Here is a 23975-nt window from a genome sequence, read left to right as displayed (position 1 = left end):
CGGTGTTCACGAAATTATCTTGCATCGCAGCATTTATCGAATCTGCATGACAGGCGCATGACAAACGCGCCAGCGCGGGCCGACTTCGCTACAATCGGAAGCACACCGCCGTTCCCAAGGAGCCACCGATGGATCTCGTACTGCGCAACGCCAGCCTGCCCGACGGGCGCCTTCACATCGACATCGCGGTCGAGGACGGGCGCATCGCCGCCGTCGGCCCGCGCCTGGCCGTGCGCGGCGCGCGCGAGATCGACGCCGGCGGCGACCTGGTGACGCCGCCCTTCGTCGACGCCCACTTCCATATGGACGCCACGCTCAGCTACGGCCTGCCGCGCGTGAACCGGAGCGGCACCCTGCTCGAAGGGATCGCGCTGTGGGGCGAACTGAAACCCGGCCTGACCCAGGATGCGCTGGTCGAACGCGCCATGCAGTACTGCGACTGGGCGGTGGCGCGCGGCCTGCTGGCGATCCGCTCGCACGTCGACATCTGCGACGAGCGCCTGCTGGCGGTGGAAGCGCTGCTGGAAGTGCGGCGCCGGGTGGCGCCCTACCTCGACCTGCAGCTGGTGGCCTTTCCGCAGGACGGGATCCTGCGCAGTCCCGGCGCCTTCGATAACCTCAAGCGCGCGATCGGCATGGGGGTGGACGTGGTGGGCGGGATTCCCCATTTCGAACGCACCATGGGCGAGGGCGCGGCCTCGGTGCGCCTGCTGTGCGAGTACGCCGCGGAGCAGGGACTGCGGGTGGACATGCACTGCGACGAATCGGACGACCCCCTGTCGCGCCATATCGAGACGCTGGCCTTCGAAACCGAGCGCCTCGGCATGCAGGGCCGGGTGGCCGGCTCGCACCTGACTTCGATGCATTCGATGGACAACTACTATGTGAGCAAGCTGCTGCCGCTGATCCGCGAGGCGGGCGTGGCGGCGATCGCCAACCCGCTGATCAACATCACCCTGCAGGGCCGGCACGACAGCTATCCCAAGCGGCGCGGCATGACGCGCGTGCCGGAACTGATCGCGGCCGGGGTGGAGGTGGCCTTCGGCCACGATTGCGCGATGGACCCATGGTACAGCCTCGGCTCGGGCGACATGCTGGAAGTGGCGCATATGGGCCTGCACGTGGCGCAGATGACGGGGCAGGAGGCGATGCACCAGTGCTTCCTGGCGGTGACCGAGGCGCCGGCCCGCATCCTGGGGCTGGAAGGCTATGGCATTGCGCCCGGCTGCCACGCCGACCTGGTGCTGCTGGACGCCGCCAGCACGGTCGAAGCGATCCGCCTGCGCGCGGCGCGCCGCATGGTGATCCGGCGCGGCGTGGTGGTGAGCGAAGCGCCGCCGGCGCGCGCCACCCTGAACCTGCCGGGACGCCCGGCCGGCACCGATTTCCGCCTCGGACGCTGAATCCCGGGGCGCCCCATTCGAAGACGTTTTAAGAGGGAGAACGCGTGACACACATGCAGATCCGGATCCGTGCGGCGGTCGACACCGACATCGACGCGCTGTGGCCGATTTTCGACGCCGTCATCGAGGCCGGCGAATCCTATCCGTTCGCGCCGGGGACCTCGCGCGAGACCTGCGCCGGCTACTGGTTCAATGCGCGCTCGACCAGCTTTGTCGCGGTCGACGCCGATGGCCGCGTGCTGGGCATGTACAAGCTGGTGCCGAACCAGGTCGACCTGGGCGCGCACGTGGCCAATGCCTCGTACATGGTCAGCCCGCAGGCGCGCGGCGCCGGCGTGGGCACCCTGCTGGGCCGGCACAGCCTGGAGGAGGCGCGGCGCCAGGGCTACCTGGCGATGCAGTTCAACTACGTCATCAGCACCAACCACGCCGCCGTCGCGCTGTGGAAGAAGCTCGGCTTCGCCATCGTCGGCACCTTGCCCAGGGCCTTCCGCCATGCGCGCCTCGGCGACGTCGACGCCTACGTCATGTACCAGCTGCTGGAGGACCGGGCTTGAAGCACATCCTCGATACCGCGCGCCTGTCGATCCGCACCGTGCAGGAGGACGATGCGCCGTTCTACCTGGAGCTGGTCAACGACCCCGATTTCCTGGCGCACATCGGCGACCGCGGCATCCGCACGCTGGACGCGGCGCGCGAGCACATCGACAACGGCCCGGTGCGCATGCAGGCCACGCTGGGCCACGCCATCTGGCTGGTGGCCCTGAAGGACAGCGGCGTGCCGATCGGCATGTGCGGCCTGATCAAGCGCGACACCTTGCCCGAGGTCGACCTCGGCTACGCCTTCCTGCCGGCCTGGCGCGGCCAGGGCTATGCGATCGAGGCGGCGCGCGCCGTGGTCGACTACGCGCGCCACACGCTGCGGCTGGCGCGCCTGCTGGCGATTACCTCGCCGGACAACACGGCGTCCGGCGCGCTGCTCGAAAAACTGGGCCTGCGGTTTGACAAGATTGTCCACCTTACACCGGAAGACACGGGAACCCGGCTGTATCGGATGCAACTGTGTGCACCCGACTGAAATACTTGTTGTCAGTTAACTGAAACGTATTTCTTTTTGGGTTTTGCGAGTGCATGATTGAATGGCAGAGCACGCGTCTTTACAGCGCTGCTATCGGCCTCCATGCAACCATCCGAGAGAGATCATGAAACTCGCCAACCTCCGAATTGCCGTGCGCCTTGGCGCGCTCGGCGCCTTCTTCTTTGCCGCATTGTTATTGGTGGGAATCGGCGCCTGGTCGGCGCTGTCCGGCGCCAACGCCAAGAGTGCGCTGGCGATGCAGCAGGCCGCCAAGCTGACCGAGGCGGTCGACACGGCGCGCAGCGCCCAGGTCGAATTCAAGATCCAGGTGCAGGAATGGAAGAACATCCTGCTGCGCGGCAGCGACCCGGCCCAGCTCGACAAATACAGCGCCTCCTTCCGCAAGAGCGGCGAGGCCACGCGCGCCGAACTGGCCAAGGTCAACGGCCTGCTCGCCGGGCTGGGGCTGAAAACGCCGCTGGTCGACGACGCCATGCGCGCCACCGACGAGCTCGGGAAAAACTATCTTGGCGCGCTGCAAAAATACGATGGCGCCAATCCGGACAGCTACAAGATCGTCGACAACCTGGTCAAGGGCATGGACCGCGAGCCGACCCAGAAGATCGACGCCATCGTCACCTACATCGGCACCGAATCGCGCGCGCTGACGCTGGCCATGGCGAAGGACCAGGCCGCCGTCGAACGCGCCGCCACCATCGAACTGCTGGTGATCGTGCTGATCACGGTGGTGGTGGGCGCGGCGATCATGGTGTGGCTGGTGCGCAGCATCACCGGGCCGCTGGACGAGGCCGTGAATATCGCCCGCATCGTCGCCAGCGGCGACCTGTCGACCACGATCGAAGCGCGCGGCAGCGATGAGATCGGCATGCTGCTCAAGTCGCTCAAGGACATGCACGACAGCCTGGCCGAGATCGTCGGCAAGGTGCGCGCCGGCACCGATGCGATCGCCAGCGCCTCGAGCGAAATCGCCGACGGCAACCAGGATCTGTCGGCCCGCACCGAAGAGCAGGCCAGTTCGCTGGAACAAACCGCCTCGGCCATGGAAGAACTGACCTCGACCGTGAAGCAGAACGGCGAAAACGCCAGCCAGGCCAGCAAGCTCGCCGGGGATGCCTCGACGGTGGCGGTGCGCGGCGGCGATGCGGTGGCGCAAATGATCCACACCATGGGTTCGATCAACGAATCGTCGCGCAAGATCGTGGACATCATCGGCGTGATCGACGGCATTGCTTTCCAGACCAATATCCTGGCCCTGAACGCGGCCGTGGAAGCGGCGCGCGCGGGCGAGCAGGGGCGCGGCTTTGCCGTGGTGGCGTCGGAAGTGCGCAATCTGGCCCAGCGTTCGGCGGCGGCGGCCAAGGAAATCAAGGCCCTGATCGGCGACTCGGTCGACAAGGTCGAAACCGGCAGCAAGCTGGTGGGGCAGGCCGGCAACACGATGAACGAAGTGGTCGCCAGCGTGCAGCGGGTCACCTCGATCATCGGCGAGATCGCCGTTGCCAGCGGCGAACAAAACGTGGGTATCGACCAGATCAACGACGCCATCAGCCAGATGGATACGGTGACGCAGCAAAACGCGGCGCTGGTCGAAGAAGCGGCCGCGGCGGCGGAAGCGATGAAGCACCAGGCGGCCAGCCTGGCCGAAGCGGTCAGTGTTTTCAAGATTAGCGAGCAGCACGTGGCGGCGGCGCCGGCGGTGCGTGCCGCGCAGCATCGCAGCGTCGCGGTCGCGCGTTCGTCGCCGGCGGTGCGCCTGCCGGCCAGCAAAGCCAAACCCGCCCCCGCCCGCCCGGTCCCCGCCGGCGACAAGGAATGGGAAGAGTTCTGACACCCCAACCGGGGTCAGAGCTTTAATTGGCAACACCCCCAACCGGGGTCAGAGCTTTAATTGGAAATATTTCACATTCCCCAACAGGGGGCCGACCTCCGATTCGAAACATGTCGCGCTTTAGGTTTAAGAAACCGGGGGAGCTCCCCGGTTTTTTGCGTCGGCGCGCGTCAGGATGTCGCTTCGACACCACTTTTGCCGGATATCGCAGCTTTCAACGTCGTTTGGTTCAGCGGTCTTTGGCGGGGGAAGAAATGGTTCGAATCAGAGGTCAGACCCCGCTTGTAGGTGAGGAAATGTTGCTAATTAAAGCTCTGACCCCGGTTGTGGGAACTTGCCGGGGTTTGGGTGATCAGACTTCCTACGCTCGCTTGCAATGGTGCGCCGGACGCGATCGGCGGGGCGGCGGAGACTCTACTAATTGTGCACGGTGTGTTGTCCAGTATCTATATAATATGGCGGTATTGCGCTGGCCGGGACCGGTCCGCCTATCCTTCCCCATCTCAGCAGAACACTCCCTAAGGATCCAATGAGCAACGACAAAAGCACGCAGTTAGCCCTGATTATCACCAAGTTCGAAGATGAGCTGCTGGAAGTGTGGCTGTCGGGACTGATGACGCGGATGATTCGGCGCGACAAGAACGCCGAGGCCGAACTGCGCCAGCAAGCCACGCGTTTCCTGCCCCTGCTGGTGCAGGCCCTGGAACGCGGCGCCACCATCGATATCGAAGGCGCCGCCTGGGACGATACCCGCCACATGCTGGCCGAGATTTCCCAGGCGCGCGTGCGCCAGGGCTTCTCGTCGATCGAGACGGCCAGCTTCATCTTCGCGCTGAAAGAGCCGCTGTTCGCCCACCTGCGCACCGCCCTGGCCGACGATCCGGTCCGGATGGTCGAGGAAACCGCCGTCACCAGCGCGCTGTTCGACCGCCTCGGCCTGTTCACCATCGAGGTCTACCAGAAGGCGCGCGAGCAGGTCATCCTGCGCCAGCAACAGGAACTGCTGGAGTTGTCCACCCCCGTCGTCCAGTTGTGGGAAGGCGTGCTGGCCCTGCCGCTGATCGGCACCCTCGACAGCGCCCGCACCCAGGTGGTGATGGAAAACCTGCTGCAGAAAATCGTCGACACCGGCGCCTCGATCGCGATCATCGACATCACCGGCGTGCCGACCGTGGACACGCTGGTGGCCCAGCATCTGCTGAAAACCATCGCCGCCGCGCGCCTGATGGGCGCCGACTGCATCATCAGCGGCATCCGCCCGCAAATCGCGCAGACCATCGTGCACCTCGGCGTGAACCTGGAAGACGTGGTCACCAAGGCCACCCTGGCGGACGCCTTCGTGGTCGCGCTCAAGCGCACCGGTTCGACCATCACCCATCCGCACAACGCGCGCTAAGCCATGGAACGCATTCCCATCCTGAAAATGGGCCGTCTGCTGCTGGTGACCATCCAGGTCGACATGCACGACCGCCTGGCCATGACCCTGCAGGACGACCTGACCGCGCGCATCGTCAAGGACCGCGCCACCGGGGTCCTGATCGATATTTCGGCGCTCGACATCGTCGACTCCTTCATCGGCCGCATGATCAGCCATACGGCGGCCATGGCGCGCATCCTGGACGCACGCACGGTGCTGGTGGGGATGCAGCCGGCCGTGGCGATCACGCTGGTGGAGCTGGGCCTGACGCTCGATGGCGTCAGCACCGCGCTCAATGTCGAACGCGGCCTGGCACTGCTGCAGCAGGAACGGGAATGACCGCCCCGGCACAACGGCGGGGCGTGCCGTGAGCGCCGCCGCCGACGGCCTGGTCCACGCACCCCTGATCACCGACGAAGATGTGGTCCGCCTGCGCAAGCTGGTGCGCGATGAAATGGTCGCGCTCAAATTCTCCCTGATCGAACAGACCAAGATGGTGACCGCCGCCAGCGAACTGGCGCGCAATACGCTGCGCTACGGCGGCGGCGGACGCGCCGAACTCGAACTGGTCGAGCGCGGCGGCAAGCGCGGCGTCAAGGTCAGCTTCATCGACCAGGGTCCCGGCATCGCCGATATCGACCTGGCGCTGACCGACGGCTATACCAGCGGCGGCGGGATGGGCCTGGGCCTGTCCGGCGCGCGCCGCCTGGCCGACGACTTCATTCTCGACAGCGCGCCGGGCCAGGGCACCACCGTCACCATCGCGAAATGGAAGCTGTTTTGAACCGATTAGGCAGGCAGGCGACGTTTCATGTAGGTGAATCGAGCGAAATAGCGGCAGCCCGGCGCGCCGGCAACACGCTGGCGCGCCAGCTCGACTTCGACGAAACGCGCGCCGGCCAGCTGGCCATCGTCATCACCGAGGCGGCCACCAACATCGTCAAGCATGCGGGCGAGGGCGAAATCCTGCTGCGCGCGCTGCACGCGGGCGAGCGCGCCGGGGTGGAAGTGATCGCGCTCGACCGCGGTCCCGGCATGGCCAATGTGGCGCTGCGCATGGAGGACGGCAATTCCACCGCCGGCACGTATGGCGTGGGCCTGGGCGCGATCGGCCGCCTGGCGCCGGAATTCGATATCTATTCGGCCGAGGGCCAGGGCACCGCACTGTTCATGACGGTCTGGAACGGCCCCGCCGGCGCGCCGTTGCAGGACTGGGAAGTGGGCGCGGTGTGCCTGCCGATTCCCAGCGAGGAAGTCTGCGGCGACGCCTGGGACGTCGGTTTCCCCAGGTGGGGCCTGACGGTCGGCATGGCCGATGGCCTGGGCCACGGCCCGCACGCCGCCGTCGCCTCGGAAGCGGCGGTGGCGCTGGTGGCCGACCGCCCGGCGGTGGGCGTGTCGGAACTGATGCAGCTGGCGCACGGCGCCCTGCACGGCACGCGCGGCGCGGCGGTGGCGATCGCCGCCATCGATTGCGACGCCGGCGAGCTGACGTTCGCGGGCATCGGCAATATCGCCGGCTGCATTTTCGACGGCACGGCGCGCCGCCATCTGATGTCGCATAACGGCATCGTCGGCAGCAACCTGCGCAAGGTGCAGATGTTCACCCATCCATGGACGCCGGAGGCCACGCTGATCATGCATTCCGACGGCCTGGGAACGCGCTGGGACCTGGATGCCTATCCGGGCCTGGCCTTGCGCCATCCGGCCCTGATCGCGGCCGTGCTGTACCGCGATTTTGCGCGCCAGCGCGACGACGCCAGCGTGCTGGTGGTGCGCGAGCGGAGGTTCGGCTAATGTCGCTGCGCATCCTCAAGATCGCCATCGGCACCGAGCTCGATGTGGTCGGCGCCCGCCAGCGCGCGCGCGAGATCGCGGTGCTGTGCGGCTTCGCCATGCAGGATCAGGTGCGCATCGCGACCTCGGTGTCGGAGTTCGCGCGCAACGTCTTCAATTATGCGCACGGCGGCCGGGTCGAGTTTTCGATCGAGGAGGCCGACGGCGCGCAGGCGCTGCAGATCCGCATCGACGACCAGGGACCGGGCATCGCCGACCTCGATCTGGTGCTGTCCGGGCGCTACCAGTCGGCCACCGGCATGGGCCTGGGCATCCTCGGCGCGCGCCGCCTGATGGACCGCTGCGATATCCGCACAGCCGCCGGCAGCGGTACCCAGATCGTGCTGCAGAAGCGCTTCGCCGGCGACGCGCCGCGCATGACGGCGCGCATGGTGGGCGAGATGTGCGCCCATCTGAGCGCACTGGCGCCCGATTCGATGCTGGGCGAAGTGCAGCAGCAGAACCAGGAACTGCTCGGCACCCTCGACGAACTCAAGGCGCGCCAGGAAGAACTGCTGCAACTGACGCGCGAGCTGGAAGAGAACAACCGCGCCGTCAAGGTGCTGTACGCGGAGCTCGACGAAAAGGCCGAGCACCTGCGCCGCGCCGACCAGGCCAAGACGCGCTTCCTGTCGAACATGAGCCACGAATTCCGCACCCCACTCAGTTCGATCCGGGCGCTGGCCAAGCTGCTGCTGGCGCGCGCCGACGGCGAACTGTCGGAAGGGCAGGAGAAACAGGTCAGCTATATCCTGCAGGGGACCGTCGCCCTCAACGAGATGGTCGACGACCTGCTCGACCTGGCCAAGATCGAAGCGGGCAAGGTCGATGTGCGCGCCGAACGCTTCATGGTGGCCGAGATGTTCAGCACCTTGCGCGGCCTGCTGCGGCCATTGCTGGGCGGTTCCGCCGTCGCGCTGACCTTCCAGGAACCGCCGCCCGGCCTGGCGCTGGTCAGCGACCAGGGCAAGCTGTCGCAAATCCTGCGCAATTTCATTTCGAACGCGATCAAGTACACCGAACAGGGCGACATCACGGTTCTTGCGGCCCTGGTTCCCGGGCAGGGTATGATGCGGTTCAGCGTCGCCGACACCGGGCTGGGGATCGCCGCCGCCGACCAGGCCTTCATTTTCGAGGAATTCAGCCAGATCGAGAACCGCCTGCAGACGCGCGTGAAGGGCACCGGCCTCGGTTTGCCGCTGTGCCGCAAGCTGGCCGACCTGCTGGGCGGGTCGGTCGGCGTCGAGAGCGTGCCGGGCGCCGGTTCCGTGTTCCATGTGTCGGTTCCGATCAATTACACGGCGCAGGGAGGCGAGGCCGCCACCATGCCGCATTCACTTTCACCGGATTGAGGTCCACCATGCAGTCCACGTCATTTGCCGATTCACTGATCCTCAACGTCGACGACAGCGAAGGCGCGCGCTACGCCAAGTCGCGCATCCTCACGCGTGCCGGTTTCCGCGTGATCGAAGCTGCCGACGGCAACTCGGCCCTGCTGCGCGCGCGCGAAGACAAGCCGGACCTGGTCCTGCTCGACGTCAAGCTCCCGGACATCAACGGCTTCGAAGTGTGCCGCCTGCTCAAGGCCGACCCGGAAACGCGCGCCGTGCTGGTGCTGCAAACGTCCGCCTCGTACATCGGCGTGGCCGACAAGATCCGCGCGCTCGAAGGCGGGGCCGACAACTATCTGTTCGAGCCGATCGAACCGGAAGAACTGGTCGCCAACGTCAAGGCGCTGCTGCGCCTGGGACAGGTGGAGCGCGAACTGCGCGACGTGGACCGCCGCAAGGACGAATTCCTGGCCACCCTGGCGCATGAACTGCGCAATCCCCTGGGGCCGATCCGCAACGCGGTCGAGCTCCTGTGCCGGCTCGACCCCAACGTGCCGGAACGCCAGGACAAGGCGCGCCAGACCATCTTGCGCCACACCGGCCACCTGGTGCGGCTGGTCGAAGACCTGCTCGACGTGGCCCGTATTTCGAAGGGCAAGATCACGCTGCACGAAGAGCGGGTGGAGCTGCAAACCTTTATCGGCAGCGCGCGCGAGTCGGTGGCGCACATCGCCGAGAGCCGCAACCAGCGCCTGGAAGTGGCGCTGCCGGCGCACGAAGTGTGGCTTAGCGGCGACCATGTGCGGCTGGGGCAAATCGTCGGCAACCTGCTGCATAACGCCTTCAAGTTCACGCCGCCGGGCGGGATCGTCAAGCTCAGCGCCGAGGTGGCCGGGCAGGAAATCGTGATCCGCGTGGCGGACAACGGCATCGGCATCGCCGCCAACAAGCTCGATGTGATTTTCGACCTGTTCGCGCAGGATGGCTTTACGCCGGACCGGGTGCAGGATGGCCTGGGTATCGGCCTGTCGCTGGTGCGCACGCTGGTCACCCTGCATCACGGGACCGTCAGCGCGTCGAGCGCCGGCGTGGACCAGGGCAGCGTGTTCGAAGTGCGCCTGCCGATCGACGCCATCGGCAGCGGCGACGCCGGCGCGCAAGCTGCCGGCGCCGATGCGGCGGCGACGCGCATCCTGGTGGTGGACGATAACGTCGATGCGGCCGACATGCTGGCCGAGCTGCTCGGCATCGGCGGCCACGATGTGAAGGTCGCCTACAACGGCCAGCAGGCGCTCGAACGCGCGGCGCAATTCAGGCCCGCGTATGTGTTCCTCGATATCGGCCTGCCCGACATGAGCGGTTACCAGGTGGCGGCCAAAATGCGGGAATTGCCCGGCATGGACGACGCGCTGCTGGTCGCGCTGACCGGCTACGGCCAGGCGCGCGACCGCGAGCAGGCCATGGAAGCGGGCTTCGACGACCATATCGTCAAGCCGATCGATTTTGCCAAGGTCACGTCGCTCGACCTGCAGCGCCGCAAGCGCTGATCCTGGCTCATTGCCAGGGGAAGAACCAGGTCAGCGGTTTGTCGACGCGCGCGGCCCACGATTTTTCGTTGTGGCCGGCGCCTTCGGCGGCGTGGTAGAACAGGTCGGCGTCCTGCCGGTAGCCCTGCCTGAGCATCGCGTCGCGCATCCTGATCGTATCCCCCAGCCCATCCTTGACCGTGCCGGCGTCGAGGTAGAACTTCACCGGCAGGCGTGGCGGCAGCGCCGTCACCAGTTCCTGTTTATTCCACCAGAACGAGCCGGATAGGGCCCCGGCCTTGGAAAACACGCCCGCGTTTTTCTGCGCGATCCAGACCGAGGCGATGCCGCCCAGGGACGACCCCATGATGGCGGTCGATTCCTTGCCGGGCATGGTGCGCAGCGTGCTGTCGACGTAGGGCTTGACGGTATCGACCACGAAGCGCTGGTAGGTATCGAGCTGGCCGCCGCCGTATTGCGGGTCGCAGCAGGGCGTGTATTCGTCGATGCGCGAAAAGGTGTTGTCGATGCCGACCACGATGATTTCTTCCATCGCGCCGGTGGCCACCAGGCGGTTGACCGTTTCGTCGATGCCCCATTCGGCGCCGAAGGCCGCCGTCCTGGCATCGAACAGGTTCTGGCCGTCGTGCATGTACAGCACCGGATAGCGCTTGGCGCGGTTTTCCTCGTAGCTCGGGGGCAGGTAGATGCGCAGCTTGCGGCTGTTCTTCAGTTGCGGGGAGGCGAAGTCGGGGATGATCCTGACCTTGCCGAAGGGCGCGCCGAAAAAGGGATAGATGTCGCGCGTGCTGCCGGCGGCGAGCTTGTAGGTGCCGCCGATGGCCACCTTGTCCTCGCCGAGCACCGGCTTCATGACCACGTCGCCCAGTTCGTCCGGCCAGCTGTAGGTCCAGACCTTGCCGTCGTCGCTCTTGGCCGCCACGCCTTTGGACCATGACATCGGGCCCTTGTCGCCACGGATGCTAACGCCGCCGTCCGGACTGTCGTAATGGACGCGCACCGTGGTGGCGGTGGCGGTGGCGGCCAGCGGCAGCAGGCCTGCCGCCGCGAGCGTGAGTCGTGCCAGTGTCATTGGATCTTCCCTTCTACTTCAGGCGCAGCAGGCGCGCGCCATGCACATCGAACTTGTTGGACGGACCGTCGGCGCCGCCGGCCGCGCTGAAGGTGCTGTTGCTTTGCAGGTAGCTCATATTATAGAAGTCGCTCATCTCCAGCCGGTAGCGGCCGGGCTTGAGGCGCGCCGCCAGCGGCGTGGATATCACCGGCGGCGCGCCGGTTCGATCGATGCGCGCGTGCGGCAGCTGCACCACGCCCTGCGCCGCGATGCGTCCGGCGGCGTCTTTCAGGGCCAGCCATTTTACGCCGCCGCTGATGCCCAGGTTGATCTGGTTGGCGCGGTTGTGGTAACGCACCTGCACGCCGTACTCGCCGCCCTGCGCAACGTCCACCGCGCCGAAGCGCAGGCGCTCGCCCGGCTTGCCCCAGTCCGTGACCTGCGCCTGCGCCACGCCGTCGACCATCACCGGGATGTCGAGCGCCGTCCCGGTGCAGCGCGGCACGCTGTGGTGGCTGCGGTTGCCGGAGGCGGCAAACTGCGCTTCCACGGCGTAGCACGCGGCGGCCGGCGCGTTGCGGTCGGTCCAGGCGCCGGCGGCGATCCTGGCGGCGACCAGCTTGCCGTCGCGGTAGACGTTGTACACGGTGTCCGCGCCATTGCCGTTGGCGTCGATGCGCAGGGTGCCCCTGGCGATGCCGGCGATGGACGGTTCGCGCGGGGCGAAGACGTCCGCGCCTTGCGCATACGGCGCGGCGTCGACGCGGCGCATCGTCGTGTCGCCTTGCCGCAGCGCGCCGAGCGTGATGTCGATGGTGGCGTTGTCGGGCAGCTGGCGCCATGCGATCGATTGCGTGGCGGGGGCGCCGTCGACGCTGATGGTTTTGACCGGGAACCAGCCCTGTTCATCCGTCGCATCGGGCAGCGCGATGCGCACCTTGATGCGCTTGCCGCGCACGGTCAGGCTGTCGAGGGTGATGACCTTCGCCGCGCCGAACACCTCGCGCCGCAGTTTGCTGGTGATGAAGGGGCGCACGTCGATGCCGCCGGCGGTCGCTTCGATACCGAACACGTTCCCGATCACCATGCCGAGGTAGCCGCCCACCGACCACAGTTGGCGCTTCGAGTTGATGACGGGGCCGATCAGGGCCGGCTGCCGTTCGTCGAGCAGCAGCGGCTGGCCGGTGATCCACTCCAGGTTCTCCATGTTCGACAGGTTCAGCGCGGCGCCGCGCATCAGGGTGTCGTACGCGGCGTCGGCCACGCCGACATTGGCGTGCATGGCGGCCGCCTTCAGGCCGTACGCTGTGACGAAGGGCCAGATCGCGCGGTTGTGATACACCGGCATGCCCTGCTGCTGCGGGTAGATGACCGGCGCGCCCATCGGCCCGTGCGGATAGCTGGCCAGGATGCGGCGCGCGCGTTCGCCGTCGGCCACGCCGGTGACGATCGCCAGGGCTTGTCCCAGCCAGTCGAATTTGTGCAGCGGCGCCGCGTCGAAATGGGGTGCGGTGAGGCTGCTGTACATGCCCGCGTCTTCCAGCCAGAAGCGCTGGTTGATGCTGCGTTTGAGCGCGCCGGCCCAGGCGGCATACCTGGCCGCTTGCGCGTGTTCGCCGCTCGCGCGCGCGAGCATGGCGGCGAATGCCAGTGCCTTGTAGTGCAGGACGTTGGTGGACAGCGCCTTGGAACTGGCCAGCGAGGCGAGGTCGCCCACGATCCAGGCGGCGTAGCTCTGGTCGCGCCAGTCGAGAAAGGACTGTTCGCCCATGTACAGGCCGGAGGCGGCATCGAAGGCGGCCAGGCGGTCGTTTTCCAGGGTGTTGACGAGCGCGCGCAAGGCACGCGCGGCGAACGGCGCGCGCTGCTGCGGGGCCAGGTTGTCGAGCGCCGCTTCGGCGCCGAGCACCCAGGCCACGCGGTCGGTGCTGGCCGGCCAGCTGCCGCCGGTGCCGGTATCCTGGATGATCTGCAGGCCGTCGGCGCTGCCCGCCACATGCGGGGCGCGCTCGATGCCGGCGCGGTAGCCGGACAGTTTGAAGTCGAGCGAATTGCGCACGCGCTCGGGGTCGAGCATCGCCAGCCCCAGGTCGGCCGCATACGACAGGTCGCGCGTCCACACGTAGTGCCACTTTTCGCCGGTTTCGAAGCAGGCGCAGTCGATGGCGGCGCCGCCGTTGTAGTTGCCGTCCTTGATCTGCGCGACCGCGTTCTGCTTCATTTCGGCCACCGCCAGCGCGAACAGCGCATCGAAGGCCAGGCTGCCGCTGCGTACCGTCGGCCCGTCCGCCGCTTCCCGGTAGGTCGTCGATTGCGGCCCCGGATCGCGTAGCGGCATCGTGGTCGACTGGGTGTAGCTGCGCAGCGCCGCCGCGGCATCGGGTGTCGACCAGCGCACCGTGTTGCCGCCGTACTTGCTGGCGACGCTGGCCGCGTGCCCCTGGTGCGGGTTTTCCGTGCTGGCCGGCGGCGTGCCGGTCTGGGCCACGCGCAGCAGCGGCGCCGCCGGGTCGGACGCGTCGATGGAGAAGCGCCAGGTCGAGGTCTGCCTGACGAACAGGTAGTCTTCGGGACCGGCTTGCGTGCGCATCGTGTAGCTGGCGCGGGGGTTCACGGTGACGCTGGCGGTCGGGTCGATCACCCATTCGGACGACCAGTCCTTGCTGCCGACCTTGAAGCCGTGGTAGCCCGGACTGACCAGGATATCGGCTTGGTACAGGCCCTTGCCCTTGTAGGCCAGCGGATGGTCGATGCCCCAGCCATTGAAGCCGCCGCGCAGGTACATGGGCGTGGCCAGCGTGCCGCTGTCGGCGATGCAGGCGGCGCTGGCCGAGAACAGGGCGGCCGCGGCCAGCAGGTGGGAGGTGGTCGACATCAGCGGTATTCCTTACGTTCGACGATGCCTTTCAGGACATCCTTCGATCTGAGCATGGGGAAGTCGCCAGGGCGGTAGGGCCTGGGCGTGCGGAAAACCAGTTCGCCGATTTCGCCGGCGTAGCTGGCCTGGTGCGCGCGCAGTACCAGCGGCTTGCCGTCGACGCTGGCCTTGCCGCCGCCCGTCGTCAGGACAGCGGCCTTGCCGGGCGCGAGGTCGAACGCGAGCTGCGAGCGGCTCTTGTCGTCGTTGAGGATGCTGAAGGCGACCTTGCGCTTCTTGGCGCCGTGCAGGCGCAGCGTCCACCGCTGCCGTTTGCCCACGCGCCTGAAATCGACCTCGATGCTGTCGGCCGCGCCGAACGGCAGGACCGCATGGAAATCGCTCCATGCGGCCGGAATCGCCGGCGTGAAGGCCAGCGTGTCGTCGAGCAGGCGCGGACGAAAGCCCACGTAGTCCTGGTAGCCGTTGCGCGCATATTCGGCCACGCTCCACGATTGCGCGTAGGTGCCCGATGGTCTGGGCCTGCCGTCGTCGCCGGGCAGGGCGTCGAGCAGTTCGCTCATGTTCCCCAGCGTTCCGAGGCCGAGTATCTGGCTGCCCAGGTTCCGGCTCAATTGCCACGCCAGGTCCTGGTAGCCGAACTTGTTCAGCGCCGTGACGGTGAAGCCGGCATTCCAGCCCCAGATGGTGCCCTGGTGGTAGGCCGCGTCCTTGTGGTGGTAGGCCGGGTTTTCATGGCGCGGATGGAAGTAGGGATCGTCCTGGCTGAGCGAGGCGATGCCGTAGGGGTAGAGCAGTCCGCAGACCGCATTGCGCGTCACGCGCGCCTGCACCCGGGGCGGGATGAAGTCGTCGAACGGAATCGACACCAGCATCAGCTGGTTGGGGCGGACCTTGGTATCGCGGCTGGCATCCTCGCGCAGGCGGTCGGCCATGAGCTTGCCGTCCCAGTACAGCTTGAGGAAGCTGCGCTGCGCCTTGGCGGCAAGGGCGTTCCACTGGCGCGCGCGCCCGATGTCGCCGGCCTGCGTTGCCAGGTAGGCGCCGGTCTTGAGGGCGGTGTGCCACAGGGCCTGGATTTCGACGGCGCGCGGGCCGCGCGCGGACCAGGGGTCCTGGTTGTCGATGCGCGCGTCCATCCAGGTATCGGCCCCGTCGTGCGCCAGCAGGCCGTCGCGGTCGGCGTAGTTGGCGATGGCGCCGTCGAAGTAGGGCAGGGCGAGCTGGTACATCTGGCGCGCAAAGGCTTTGTCGCCGGTGTACTGGATGTATTCGAAGGCTTCGCGCAGCATCCACGGCGTGCCGTCGACGGTGTTGTAGATGGTCTTCTCGCTGGCGGACACGCGGTTGGGAATGCGGCCGTACTCCTGGTCGCGCGGCTCGCGCAGGTTCTGGTAGCGCGCGAAGTTCGACAGCACGGCCTTGGCCTCGTCGAACTGGCCCGATACGAGCAGGGTGCCGGGCAGGGCGATGAAGGTGTCGCGGCCCCAGTTGTCGCGGAACCATGGCAGGCCGGCCCAGATGCCGGTGCCGAATTCCTCCACCACGAACATGCGGCTGGCGGCCTTGGCCCAGTTCAGCGCCTTGTTGTATTCGAGGTCGCTGGTGGCGAGGTAGCTCCTGGTGAGCGCCTCGTACAGCGCCTTGCGTTCGGCGCCGATGGCATCGCCCTTGGCCAGTGCCTGCGCGCGCGCGCTGGCCTGGGCGGCAGTGTCGCCGAAGGCCACGATCACGGTCATGGCGCGCGCGGCTTGTGCGCTGCGCAGCGCGAGTGCATCTTCCAGCACGAAGGGCTGGTCGGCGGCGATGGCGGTGAACAGGCGCGCGCCGCCCTCCGAAGGAGCGATCAGCACCACGTCGCCGTCGCGGCGGATGGCGCCGGGCGCCTTGAACAGCGTTTGCACGGTCAGGCTGGCGCTGGACGGATTGCTCAGGCGGATCGCGAGCGCCTGCTGTTTCGACAGCAGCGCCATTTCCTCGATGGCGCCGCCGGCGTGGCGCACCCGGTGGCCGTAGGGCAGCACCTGTTCGTCGGCGTGCGCGCGTTGCCTGGGCACGCCGTCGACCAGGGTGGCGTAGCCTTCGAACACGGAGGTATTGCCGATCGTGTAGCCCGCCCCTCTGACGTGGCTTTGCGTATAGCCTTCGAAGTAGCCGGCCAGGTTGTCGCCGACCACGAACTGCGATTGCTGGCCCGGCGGCACGGCGATCGCCATGGCGTCGAAAAAGGCGTCCACGCCGGGTTTGGCGGCGCTGGCCGCGAGCGGCATGGCGATGGCGGCCGCCAGGGTGATCAGGTGCTTCATTCGATCTCCAGGATCTGTGCCGAGCGGGCCGGCAAGGTCAGCGTCGTCGCAAGTGCATGGGTGGCGCCGCTGATGGCATCGACCCCGCGCGTGGCGCCCTTGAGCATTTCGCGAAAGCGCGCCAAGGGCAGCACGGCATCCTTGTCGCCCTTGTTCAGCGCCACCATGACCTTGTTCTTGCCGTCGTAGCGGAAGTAGACGTAGGTGCCATTCTCGGCGCCGTAGTGCATGGTCTTGCCGTGGTGGATCACGCTGCGCGACTTGCGCCAGTTGACCAGCTTCTTGACGAAGGCCTGGGCTTGGCGCTGCTGCGGGTTCAATCCCTGGCCGCTGAAGGCGCTGGCGGCGTCGCCGCGCCAGCCGCCCGGGAAGTCGCGCCGGTAGCTGGCGTCGTCGCGGGTCTTTGTCTCGCTGGTCATGAGCACCTCGGTGCCGTAGTAGAACTGCGGTATGCGCGGCAAGGTCATGAGCATGGCGAGGCTGATCTTGTAGAGATCGATGTCTTCGCCCACCACGCTGAAGGTGCGCGCGATGTCGTGGTTCCCTTCGAACAGCACCAGGCTGCCGGGGTCCGGATACAGATGGTCCTGCGCGAGCATTTCGTAGACGTCGGTGAAGCCGCTGGTGTCGCCACCGGGGTCGGTGGCGGCGAGCGTGGAGCGGATCGTCTCGGACATGGGAAAGTCCATCAGGCTCGGAAGGTAGCTGACGTAGCCGTCGAAGTTGACTTTGCCGCGCTGCCAGTGCGACACCACCGCCGGCGACTTGTGCCACTCCTCGCCCACCAGGTTCAGCCTGGGGTATTCGGCCATCAGGCGCCGCGTGTAGTCGGTGAGGAAGGCACTGTCGGAGTAGCCGTAGGTGTCGATGCGCAGGCCGGACAGGCCGGCGTACTCGATCCACCAGATGTTGTTTTGAATGAGGTAGGTGGCCACCAGCGGGTTGGCCTGGTTCAGGTCCGGCATGCTGCTGGCGAACCAGCCTTGGGTGAAGTTGCTGCGGTCCTGCTGCGATCCGTACGGGTCCTGCACCGCCACGCGATGGTGCTGGGTCGGCGTGAAGGCGCCGCCGTTGGTGGTCCAGTCGGGGCCGGGCAGGTCCTTCATCCACCAGTGATGGCTGCCGATGTGCGAGAGCACCACGTCCTGGATGATGCCGATGCCTTTGGCGCGCGCCTTGGCCGACAGGGCGCGGTAATCCTCGTTGCTGCCGTAGCGGCGGTCGATGCGGTAATGGTCGGTGGCCGCGTAGCCGTGGTAGGAGTAGGCCGGCATGTCGTTCTCCACCAGCGGCGTGGGCCAGATCTGGGTGAAGCCCATGGCGGCGATGTAATCCAGATGGTTTGCCACGCCGCGCAGGTCGCCGCCGTGCCGCCCCTTGCCGTCGGCGCGGTTTGCCTTGTCGGCCATGCCGGCGATGTCGTCGTTGGCCGGGTCGCCGTTGGCGAAGCGGTCGGGCATGATCTGGTAGATCGCGTCGCCGCTGCCGAAGCCCTGGCGCCCGGCCGATCCGTTCTCGCGCGCGTGCAGCTCGTAGGCGTGCCGCATGGTGCGGTTACCTTGCCTGAACAGGATGTCGAACTTGCCGGCCGCGGCCTCGGGCGCGATCAGCAGGTCGATGAAGAGGTAGTTGCGGTTCGGGACGCGGGTGACCGCGTCGATGCGCACGCCGGGATAGTCGATCGCCGGCGTGCTGTCGGCGATCCGTTCGCCATGGACCATCAGCTGGAGTTTGTTGTGGCGCATGCCGACCCACCATGAAGGCGGTTCGAGGTGGGCGATCGGCCCGGGCGCGGCGCCGGCAAGCGCGGCGGCGCTGCCGAGGACAAGGGCGGCGAACAGTCTGGGCACGGGCGTGCGGCGGCCTGCTGGGGTCATGCGGTCTCCGGTTGTGGCGACTGCGGGGCAGTCTCGTAGTATGGCTACATGGTCTTATTATCGATAAAGCATACTACAGAAGAGCGCGGCTATCAAAGCGCCGCCATATCGACCGCTCGGCGCGTGTTTACTTTGCTAGTTTTGCTACATAGTCCGTCCGGCGACGGCCTTGCCGCTGTTGCTGCGGTGCCGCTCGCCCGCGCGCGCCGCAGCACGCCCGGCGCAGCTTGGTTTTACTACGAAATTACTACGAAAATGTAGTAACGATAAATATCTAAAAGGAAAACTTGCTCCGTCATGGTGCGAGGCCTGTCCAAAGTGGTGAAAATAGGTGATTTTGTAGTCGTACTACAGTTGCTCTTGTCATTCTCTGTAGCCGAAATACAACGAGAGGGCCTCATCTTGCGGGCAAGATATAGAAAAAGTGCACTTTTACGTAGTCGTACGCAACTCACGTTGACAGTGCATCTAGTTTTAATACAGAATCGCCTTCAGACGTCCTAGAACGTTGCCTTTGGAACCCGTCCAGTCGTCGCCAGCACTGAAGATACGGGAATTGTGTAGTAATGATGAGATGAGGGGACAGAATGAAATTTTTCGCCAATACCCGTACCAGGAGTGCCGCATTTCCACTGAGCCCGGTCGCCGCAGGTTGCGCCCTGTTCGTTTCCGCCATGTCGGGCAGCGTGTATGCGCAAGCGCCCGCGGCCCCGCAAGCGAGCGAGCAGCCGATTGCCACGGTCAAGGTGTCGGGCATTCGCCGCGGTATCGAGGATGCGATTTCGGTGAAAAAGGATGCGTCTTCCATCGTCGAGGCGATCTCCGCGGAAGATATCGGCAAGTTGCCGGACGTGAGTATCGCTGAATCGATCGCCCGCCTTCCCGGCCTGGCGGCGCAGCGCGTCGGCGGCCGCGCCCAGGTGATCAGCGTGCGCGGCCTGTCGCCCGACTTCTCGACCACCTTGCTGAACGGCCGCGAACAGGTCAGCACCGGCGACAACCGCAGCGTCGAGTTCGACCAGTATCCGTCCGAGCTGCTCAGCGGCGTGACCATTTACAAGACCCCGGACGCCGGCCTGGTCGGCCAGGGCCTGTCCGGCACGATCGACATGCAGACCGTGCGTCCGCTGTCGTTCGGCAAGCGCACCATCGCCATGAACGTGCGCGGCGAGAAAAACTCGCTCGGCGGCATCGCCAATGCCAAAGATACCGGCAAGCGTTTCAGCGTCAGCTACATCGACCAGTTCGCCGACCGCACGATCGGTATCGCCATCGGCTACGCGCACCTGGCCTCGCCGGTGCTGTCCAACGAAACCGGCCTGTACGAGCCATGGAAAACCGATGCGCGTCCGGGCGTGCCTGCCGGCACCTACCTGATGGACGGCCTGAAATCGGTCGCCCGCAGCGGTACCAACAAGCGCGACGGCGTCATGGGCGTGCTGCAATATCGTCCGAACAAGACCTGGACCAGCATGATCGATGTGTACGCATCGAAATTCAAACGTGAAGAAACCGCCAACCAGTTCGAAGTCAACCTGAGCAACTACAACGGCGGCTTCGAGCCGGGCCTGCAGTACACGCCGGCGACCACCTCCAACGGCGTGCTGACCGGCGGCTCGGCCAGCGGCGTGTATCCATTGGTGCGCGGCATGTACAACGACCGCAAGGATGAAATCAAGGCCATCGGCTGGGGCAATACCCTGCGCTTCGAAGGCGGCTGGTCGCTGTTTGCCGACGTCAGCTATTCGAAGGCGAACCGCGATGAAGTCAGCCTGGAAAATAACCTGCAACTGAGCAACGCCGCCGGCGATCCTTTCCTCGACACCGTCAACCTCAAGTTCGCGACCGGCGGTTTCTCGCAGATCGCCGGCCGCCTGAATTACAGCGACGCCAAGAACCTGTACCTGCGCAACACGATCTACGGTTCTGGCTACGGCAAGACGCCGCAGATCGAAGACGAACTCAAGGGCTTCAAGCTGGTCGCCTCGCTGCCGATGCCGACCGTGCTCGAAAGCTATTTCTCGGGCGTGGACGTGGGTGTCAACTACGCCGACCGCAGCAAGAACAAGGTCCAGCCGGAAGGCGCGATCACCCTGCGCGGCGCGCCGGGTCCGGTGCCGGGCGAGCTGCTGTACAGCCAGGTCGACCTGGGCTTTGCCGGCACGGGCATGATTCCTTCGTGGAATGTGCCGGGCGTGGTGGGCCAGTACATGAACTTCAACCCGAGCTCGACGGAATCGTTCCTGATTTCGAAGGCCTGGGAAGTGAACGAAAAGATCACGACCAGCTTCGTCAAGGCCAATATCGACAGCGAAATCGGTTCGGTCAGCGTGAAGGGGAATGTGGGCGTGCAGGTGCAGCGCACCGAGCAGTCCTCGAATGCCAATTATTTCGACGGTACCGCACCGGTCGGCAGCCAGGTCAAGCCGGTCACGGATGGCATGACGTACACCGATTACCTGCCGAGCCTGAATCTGTCGTTTGGCCTGAGCAACCAGCAGACCATCCGTTTTGCGGCCGCCAAGCAACTGGCACGTCCGCGTATCGACCAGCTGCGCTCGGCGCTCGACTTCAACGTCGGCACCACCGACTTCAAGCCAAGCGCCAACGGCGGCAATGCGCGCCTCGATCCATGGCGCGCCAAGGCACTCGACTTGTCGTACGAGAAATATTTCGGCAACAAGGCGTATGTGGCGGTCGCGGCTTTCCACAAGAAGCTCGATACCTACATCTTTACGCAGACCAAGGATTACGATTTCTCGAAATATATTCCTGGCACCAATGCCATTACCCCGATCGGTAACTACAAGGCGCCGTACAACGGCAATGGCGGCAAGCTGAAGGGCCTGGAACTGTCGGCATCGCTGCCGCTGAGCCTGCTGACCCCGGTACTCGACGGCTTCGGCGTCTCGGCCAGTGCCACGCATAGCAAGAGCTCGATCAACATCGAAGATCCGGACAGCAACATCGGCAAGAACATCCCGCTGCCGGGCTTGTCGAAGCGCGTGACCAACCTGACTTTGTACTATGAAAAGAACGGTTTCGAAACCCGCGTCAGCCAGCGCAAGCGTTCCGATTTCGTTGGTGAAATCGGCAACTTTGCCAACGAGCGCAGCCTGCGTTATGTGGTTGGCGAAGATGTGGTCGACTTCCAGATCGGCTACAACTTTACCGAAGGCAGCTTCAAGGGCCTGGGATTGGTGTTGCAGGTTAATAACGTTGGCGATACCGCCTACGAAACCTACGCCGGCGACCGCAACAAGCCGCTGGAATACCAGAAGTATGGCCGCACCTTCCTGATGGGCGCCAACTACAAGTTCTGATGAAGGGGCTGCCGGGGCGATCCCGGCGCCGAAAACAACCCCGTTGCACGCGAGTGCGGCGGGGTTGTTGCGTTTGGGGCGAGCGCGAATGAGGTGCAGATTGCACGAATAGCCTCAATGTGCGCCCACTTGCACGCAACGCCGTTACAAAAAATCGCATTCTGGACTACAAGAGAGTAAACTGCAGGATGCTTTCCCGTCGGGCTAGCTAGTCAAATTGTGAGTGTCCTATGTCTGAAACCCCTGTACTACTGTTTTCCGAACTCAACCTGAGCGCCGCCGTGCTGAAGGTCATGAAAGAGGTCGGTTACGAAACGCCGTCGCCGATCCAGGCTGCCACCATCCCGCTGCTCCTGGCCAATCGCGACGTGCTGGGGCAGGCCCAGACCGGAACCGGCAAGACCGCGGCGTTCGCGCTGCCGATCTTGTCGCGCATCGACATCAAGCAGCAGTCGCCGCAGGCGCTGGTGCTGGCACCGACCCGCGAACTGGCGATCCAGGTCGCCGAAGCATTCCAGAAGTACGCTACCCATATTAAAGATTTCCACGTCCTGCCGATCTACGGCGGCCAGAGCTACGGTCCGCAGCTGCAGGCGCTGCGCCGCGGCGTGCACGTGATCGTCGGCACCCCGGGCCGCGTCATCGACCACCTCGAAAAAGGTTCGCTCGACCTGTCCAAGCTCAAGACGCTGGTGCTCGACGAAGCCGACGAGATGCTGCGCATGGGCTTTATCGACGACGTCGAACAGATCCTGCAAAAGACGCCCGAATCGCGCCAGACCGCGCTGTTCTCGGCCACCATGCCGTCGGCGATCAAGCGCATCGCCAAGACCTATTTGCGCGAACCGGCCGAAGTGACGGTCGCCGCCAAGACCGGCACCGCCGACAACATCCGCCAGCGTTACTGGATGGTCAGCGGCATGCAGAAGCTCGAAGCGCTGACCCGCATCCTGGAAGCCGAACCGTTCGACGGCATGATCATTTTTGCGCGCACCAAGCTCGGTACCGAAGAACTGGCGACCAAGCTGCAGGCGCGCGGTTTCGCGGCCACGGCGATCAACGGCGACATGCAGCAGGCGCAGCGCGAGCGCACCATCGAACAGCTCAAGAACGGCAAGATCGACATCCTGGTCGCCACCGACGTCGCCGCGCGCGGCCTGGACGTGGAACGCATCAGCCACGTGATCAACTACGACGTGCCGTCCGACCCGGAAAGCTACACCCACCGCATCGGCCGTACCGGCCGCGCGGGCCGCAGCGGCGAAGCGATTCTGTTCATCACCCCGCGCGAGCAGGGTTTGCTGAAAGCGATCGAGCGCGCCACGCGCCAGCCGGTGGCGCCATTGACGCTGCCGACCGTCAAAGCCGTCAACGACGTGCGTATCGCCAAATTCAAGGACCAGATCACCGAGATGCTGGCCGCCGGCGGACTCGATGTATTCCGTTCGCTGATCGAAGAGTATGAGCGCGAGCAGAACGTGCCTGCGGTCGAAATCGCGGCGGCGCTGGCCAGGCTGGCGCGCGGCGATGTGCCGCTGCTGCTGGAAAAACCGAACCGCGACGCCAAGAGCGCGCCATCGTGGCAAGAGAACGCGCCTGCCGCGCGCGCACCGCGTTCGGACGCGCCGATGCGCGGCGACCGTGGCGATGCGCCGGCGTTCAAGCGCGAACGCGTCTCGCGTCCGTCGGAAGAAGGCATGGGTACCTTCCGTATCGAAGTCGGTCATGCGCACGGCGTCAAGCCGGGCAACATCGTCGGCGCGATCGCCAACGAAGCGAACATCGAGTCCAAGTTCATCGGCCGCATCGAGATCTACGACGACTACAGCACGCTCGACCTGCCGATCGACATGCCGGCCGACCTGATCGACCACCTCAAGGGTGTGTGGGTCGCAGGCCAGCAGTTGAACATCACCCGTGACGGCGAAGCGCCGGCGGTCAAGAAGGCGGCGCCGAAAAAAGCCGGCGACCGTCGTTTCGAAGAGAAGAAGCTCGGACCGCGCAAGCCCTACGACGCGGCCACCAAGGCCAAGAAGGAAGCACGCAAGCTGGCCAAGCCGGAGTAATTCGGCAGGC

General features: G+C 65.7%; 16 protein-coding genes. 12 read left to right on the top strand and 4 right to left on the bottom strand.

From position 1 onward, the window contains the following. Positions 1-128: 128 nt before the first annotated feature. The 10 genes from EJB06_RS18845 (at position 129) to EJB06_RS18800 (ending at position 10461) form a co-directional block, all read left to right on the top strand. Entirely contained in the window at positions 129-1403 is a 1275-nt protein-coding gene (locus tag EJB06_RS18845) for an amidohydrolase family protein (RefSeq protein WP_126075546.1), read from the top strand. 53 nt (positions 1404-1456) lie between these two features. After that, the gene (locus EJB06_RS18840) at positions 1457-1960 is read left to right on the top strand and encodes a GNAT family N-acetyltransferase (protein ID WP_126075592.1); all 504 of its coding nucleotides are present in this window, start codon (positions 1457-1459) and stop codon (positions 1958-1960) included. Further along, entirely contained in the window at positions 1957-2481 is a 525-nt protein-coding gene (locus tag EJB06_RS18835; RefSeq protein WP_126075545.1) for a GNAT family N-acetyltransferase, read from the top strand. The genes EJB06_RS18840 and EJB06_RS18835 overlap by 4 nt, the downstream gene beginning before the upstream one ends. A gap of 124 nt (positions 2482-2605) precedes the next feature. After that, positions 2606-4330 (top strand): methyl-accepting chemotaxis protein, encoded by a 1725-nt coding sequence (locus EJB06_RS18830; protein ID WP_126075544.1) that lies wholly within the window; start codon positions 2606-2608, stop codon positions 4328-4330. 529 nt (positions 4331-4859) lie between these two features. Then, on the top strand, positions 4860-5726 hold the full coding sequence (locus tag EJB06_RS18825; protein ID WP_126075543.1) for an STAS domain-containing protein: 867 nt from the start codon (positions 4860-4862) through the stop codon (positions 5724-5726). Between the two features lie 3 nt (positions 5727-5729). Next, positions 5730-6086: an STAS domain-containing protein gene (locus EJB06_RS18820; RefSeq protein WP_099875418.1), complete on the top strand. Its 357-nt coding sequence runs from the start codon at positions 5730-5732 to the stop codon at positions 6084-6086. 28 nt (positions 6087-6114) lie between these two features. After that, positions 6115-6531, top strand: coding sequence for an anti-sigma regulatory factor (locus EJB06_RS18815; protein ID WP_229427153.1), 417 nt, complete (start codon positions 6115-6117; stop codon positions 6529-6531). Continuing rightward, positions 6528-7544 (top strand): ATP-binding SpoIIE family protein phosphatase, encoded by a 1017-nt coding sequence (locus tag EJB06_RS18810; protein ID WP_307720460.1) that lies wholly within the window; start codon positions 6528-6530, stop codon positions 7542-7544. The genes EJB06_RS18815 and EJB06_RS18810 overlap by 4 nt, the downstream gene beginning before the upstream one ends. Continuing rightward, entirely contained in the window at positions 7544-8935 is a 1392-nt protein-coding gene (locus tag EJB06_RS18805; protein ID WP_126075540.1) for an ATP-binding protein, read from the top strand. Before EJB06_RS18810 ends, EJB06_RS18805 begins: the two co-directional genes overlap by 1 nt. An 8-nt stretch (positions 8936-8943) precedes the next feature. Beyond that, on the top strand, positions 8944-10461 hold the full coding sequence (locus EJB06_RS18800) for an ATP-binding response regulator (RefSeq protein ID WP_126075539.1): 1518 nt from the start codon (positions 8944-8946) through the stop codon (positions 10459-10461). Between the two features lie 7 nt (positions 10462-10468). Here the strand turns inward: EJB06_RS18800 and EJB06_RS18795 are convergent, their stop codons facing one another. The 4 genes from EJB06_RS18795 to EJB06_RS18780 are packed head-to-tail and all read right to left on the bottom strand — an operon-like array spanning position 10469 to position 18576. Beyond that, positions 10469-11533, bottom strand: coding sequence for an alpha/beta hydrolase (locus EJB06_RS18795; RefSeq protein WP_126075538.1), 1065 nt, complete (start codon positions 11531-11533; stop codon positions 10469-10471). 13 nt (positions 11534-11546) lie between these two features. Continuing rightward, positions 11547-14390, bottom strand: coding sequence for an alpha-L-rhamnosidase-related protein (locus EJB06_RS18790; protein ID WP_229427152.1), 2844 nt, complete (start codon positions 14388-14390; stop codon positions 11547-11549). Continuing rightward, positions 14390-16699: an amylo-alpha-1,6-glucosidase gene (locus EJB06_RS18785; RefSeq protein WP_126075537.1), complete on the bottom strand. Its 2310-nt coding sequence runs from the start codon at positions 16697-16699 to the stop codon at positions 14390-14392. Before EJB06_RS18785 ends, EJB06_RS18790 begins: the two co-directional genes overlap by 1 nt. Beyond that, entirely contained in the window at positions 16696-18576 is a 1881-nt protein-coding gene (locus tag EJB06_RS18780; protein ID WP_126075536.1) for a glycoside hydrolase family 13 protein, read from the bottom strand. The genes EJB06_RS18785 and EJB06_RS18780 overlap by 4 nt, the downstream gene beginning before the upstream one ends. Positions 18577-19163: 587 nt before the next feature. On the opposite strand from EJB06_RS18780, the gene EJB06_RS18775 reads away from it, so the two are divergent. Beyond that, a complete protein-coding gene (locus EJB06_RS18775; RefSeq protein ID WP_126075535.1) occupies positions 19164-21899 on the top strand; it encodes a TonB-dependent receptor in 2736 nt (911 codons plus the stop codon). Positions 21900-22129: 230 nt separating this feature from the next. Then, on the top strand, positions 22130-23965 hold the full coding sequence (locus EJB06_RS18770) for a DEAD/DEAH box helicase (protein WP_126075534.1): 1836 nt from the start codon (positions 22130-22132) through the stop codon (positions 23963-23965). The last annotated feature ends 10 nt before the right edge of the window (positions 23966-23975 follow it).

The sequence above is a fragment of the Massilia atriviolacea genome (assembly GCF_003953935.1).
Lineage (GTDB): Bacteria > Pseudomonadota > Gammaproteobacteria > Burkholderiales > Burkholderiaceae_D > Telluria_A > Telluria_A atriviolacea.
The sequence above is the reverse complement of the archived record's forward strand: the minus strand, read 5'-3'. Positions and strand labels throughout refer to the sequence as shown.